The sequence below is a fragment of the Cytobacillus sp. genome (assembly GCF_964223445.1).
GTDB lineage: Bacteria > Bacillota > Bacilli > Bacillales > Cytobacillaceae > Cytobacillus.
On sequence record NZ_CAXQGS010000120.1, the window covers coordinates 1 to 3,873 of the forward strand.

The 3,873-nt window shown below is 39.3% G+C and carries 4 protein-coding genes; 1 reads left to right on the forward strand and 3 read right to left on the reverse strand.

All coding sequences use genetic code 11. The features are described 5' to 3' along the window. Both ACEQ1T_RS20445 and ACEQ1T_RS20450 read right to left on the reverse strand, forming a co-directional pair. The coding region (locus ACEQ1T_RS20445; RefSeq protein ID WP_370224486.1) for a sensor histidine kinase at positions 1–1,464 on the reverse strand (1,464 nt) is incomplete at its 3' end. Continuing rightward, positions 1,439–2,125, reverse strand: coding sequence for a response regulator transcription factor (locus ACEQ1T_RS20450; RefSeq protein WP_370224487.1), 687 nt, complete (start codon positions 2,123–2,125; stop codon positions 1,439–1,441). The genes ACEQ1T_RS20445 and ACEQ1T_RS20450, both read right to left, overlap by 26 nt. 358 nt (positions 2,126–2,483) lie before the next feature. Between ACEQ1T_RS20450 and ACEQ1T_RS20455 the strand changes: the two genes are divergently transcribed. After that, the gene (locus tag ACEQ1T_RS20455) at positions 2,484–3,029 is read left to right on the forward strand and encodes a CHAP domain-containing protein (protein ID WP_370224488.1); all 546 of its coding nucleotides are present in this window, start codon (positions 2,484–2,486) and stop codon (positions 3,027–3,029) included. 388 nt (positions 3,030–3,417) lie between these two features. On the opposite strand, the gene ACEQ1T_RS20460 is transcribed toward ACEQ1T_RS20455, so the two are convergent. Further along, positions 3,418–3,873 (reverse strand): malic enzyme-like NAD(P)-binding protein (locus ACEQ1T_RS20460; protein WP_370224489.1); only part of this gene is annotated, 456 nt, incomplete at its 5' end.

A 3,873-nucleotide genomic window follows, 5' to 3' on the forward strand; every position in this document is an offset into this window, starting at 1 on the left:
AATGGAAGTTAAGGGGTTTCGAATATCATGCGATACATTGGTGATTAGCTCTGTTTTCAACCGCTCACTTTTTAGTTCGTTATCCACCGCTTTTTTTAATCCATCCGTGATGCTGTTGATGTTGGCAGCAAGCCTGCTGAATTCTCCTTTTTCGCCTGCTTCAATACGGTGATGAAGGTTCCCTTCCTTAATTCTCTCTACCCCGCTCTGTATAGAGTTAAAGGTCTTGATTTTCTTAAAGGCAAACCAGGCAGCCAGGCCAATCGTTACCGGAAACATGAAGAACGTTAAAGCAATCACTATTGGATAACCGATGACAAGCAGTACCGTCTTTACGCCGGTGCTTCCGCTTTGATATACATCTCCTATAAATTTAACCAGTTTGTGGATCAATGTATAAATTAATGTATGTCTGATAAGCGTTCTATTTTTGAAATGCTTTATGAGTGATAGAATCAGCATGAATCCCAGAGCGGCAAAAGGGATCGTAATAGGTGTGATCATTTTTTCTATATTCTCAAACACATCATCCACTAAAGCAACCCAAAATACTATAAGCATAATACATAATACGATATTGATGTCATTGTATAATTTATCTGCCGGATGAAAATGCAGCTCTTGATCCTTAAATGACTTTCTGCCTGCTATAAGCACAAGGTAAAAGAATGAAAGAATAAATCCAGCCAGGAATCCAAATACTTGATATACATTTTTTCCAGCAATGGCTTTGTTTTCTTGCCACTCTTCTGTTTTAAGATCCAGCAAATCTTCCGGAAAAGCAACATACACAACTGTGGTTCCTGAATTCAGTTCATCCATTTGCTCAGTAATTACATGCAAATGTTCATTTTCTTCCGTTTCTTTTGGATAAAACTCTCGATTGTATTCCTCGAAAAGCATATAAGAAGGGTAGCTTTCAAACTGTTCTTTTTCGGTCTTTGCACTGTTTTTAAACACATTTGTCCCATCACTGGCATAAAACATGAGCTCTGAATCCTCTATATTCTGCAAAAGCAAATGAAATTCTCTTAAATCCTCCCTGATCAGCTGGTCCTTTTCCTGAGAGAGTGTCTCTGCGTACTCTTCTTCAAACCGTTTGAAATTTTCTTCTTCACTTAATTCAGGATTATAGCTTCTGGATTGGTTCCGAAATTCTGAATATAAATTCTCTTCAACACTTCTCCATTCATCCTGGCTGATTGTTTTGCCGCTTAAAATATGTTCCTTATTCTTATATTCCCCTAATAGTCTTGTGAGATCACCGATGAGAGCTTCATTTTCCAGCACAAATGCCCTGCTCTCTAAATAATTGTCTTCTAACACGCTGCTGAATTGACCATCATTTACGACCTCTACCTCAACAATGGCTCGAATGGCCCCCGTAAAACAGATGACGGCTATGATAAAGACAATGAATTTCGTCATGACAGAATGACTATATCTTTTCAACTTTATATCCAACTCCCCACACCACCTTCAAATATTTTGGCTCTTTCGGATTTATCTCTATTTTTTCTCTAATTTTCCTGATATGAACGGTTACTGTATTTTCAGGACTAAAGGATTTTTCATTCCATATCTTTTCATAGATCTCTTCAATGGAGAAAACTCTTCCGGCATTTGCTGTCAGAAGTTTTAAGATCTTATATTGTACGGGTGTCAGATGGACCTCCTTCCCATCGATCGAAACTGTTCTCCTTTCATCATCAATCATAAGTCCCCCCGTCTGATATACATTGCTTCTTGTTTCAAGACTTCCAAATGTCGTATATCGTCTCAGCTGTGATTTAACCCTTGCAATTAGCTCCAGGGGATTAAATGGCTTGCTTATGTAGTCATCTGCTCCCAAATTTAAGCCTAAAATTTTATCCGAATCCTCCGATTTGGCAGAAAGCATGATTAATGGGATATTGTTTTCTTCTCTAATCTTCATGGTAGCTCTAATCCCATCCATCTTGGGCATCATAATATCCATGATAACAAGATGAATCTCATGATCTCTGATTACCTCAATGGCTTCTTCTCCATTAAATGCTTTATGTATTTTATAGCCTTCGTTTTCTAAATAGATGCCTATCGCATCTACAATGGCTTTATCATCATCACAAACCAATATGTTCATGAAAATTCACTCCCAAAAATGATTTCAATATAAGTACCATCCCTTTATTATTCCTGTTAATAGAATAATATCAGTTAAATCTTAACAAACACTTTATGCAATTCTTAAGATTTTCTTAGTGTTTTAAAAAAAACAGCAATAAACCGGCCAGCTATATGGTTATTATCAGAAAAGAGATAAGCTCAATTAACCTTTCAGGCACAGCTGCTATCCTGGTGTATGAGGCGTTGCCCCAGCAGGATTTCCGCATGAATAAACCATCTTCCGCGCTGGAAGATGGTTTATTTGATTCCGTTTTTTACTCCACAGGAATAAACTGGTGGTATAGTAACTCTACACCGTTAAGGAGGTCTATGATGTGGCTGATGTATCTTGTGTCATTCAAATAGCCGAAGCAGAAGTTGGTTATCTTGAAAAAGCAAGTATCAGTAACCTTGATGACAAAACCGCTAATGCTGGCACCAATAATTACACTAAGTATGCACGAGACTTAGATGCAATCAGCGGATTTTATAAAGGTTCAAAGCAGGGATTGGCCTGGTGCGACGTATTCGTTGATTGGTGCTTCGTTCAGGCATACGGTGTCGATGAAGCAAAAAGGCTTTTGTGCCATGGAGTGCTTGGGGCTCGGTGCCCAAATTCCGCTGAGTATTTCAATAACCATGGGCAATTTTATACGTCCAGTCCTAAAATTGGTGATCAAATTTTCTTTGGTACAAGCATTTCGAGTGCTCATCACACAGGAATCGTTTATGCGGTTGATTCCAAGTATGTTTATACAATCGAAGGCAATACTTCAGGTGCTTCCAGCATGATTTCTAACGGAGGAGGTGTTTGCAAGAAGTATTATTTTTTGTCTAATTCAAAGATTGCCGGTTATGGAAGGCCAGCTTTTGATCAATAGCAGTTACTTAGGCTGAAGATATAGAAAAGTGCCAGTCTTTTTCTAAACGAAAGTTACTCTCCAGAGCTTGGTAATATTTACTCTGACTCCTCAAATCCAGGCAGCGGTTTGAGAAAGTCCCATAAACAAACAAAAGCCCTTTTGGGTTTACAAAGGGCTAAATACTTATAAAGTAAATGATTTAAAACCCTACTAAACCTACCTTGGGTCAAGACATCACTTTTAGTTTGATATCCAGACATTGAGCCGGCAAAAAGCGCGAAAAGATAAATGATATCAAACTGCAAACTGTTAGAAAATCTCTAACAATTGAGATGCAGTTTCATACAGCCTTGTTAAGAGAATCAACCATTACCAGGGGCACCGGGCATATATTCTTAATATCCAATCAGGTTTTAAAACTTGCCCAATTACCGACACTCTTAAATTCTTTATACTCCGGTTCCCACACTGCATCTGCCACAGCTTTTGCCAAATCCGTAATGTCTGCTCTTGCAATTCCTTCTTCTATCGCGGCTTTCGCTACTTCAACACCCACATAGATAGAGACATCATGCAATTTTTCAATCGGAGGGAGCAGGGACGCTCCTTGCTGGCTGGTGTCGGTCAGCTTAGCAACAGCGTTGGCAGCTGCAGCAAACATACCTTTTGAAATTATTTCAGCTTTGGCAACGATGGCTCCAAGCCCGAGACCAGGGAATACAAATGCGTTGTTTGACTGCCCAATGTTATAGGAAACACCGTTGTATTCCACATTAGCAAATGGACTTCCCGTTGCAATCAGAGCCTTGCCGTCTGTCCATTTGATCAGGTCTTCCGGGACTGCTTCAGCCAGGGCAGTTGG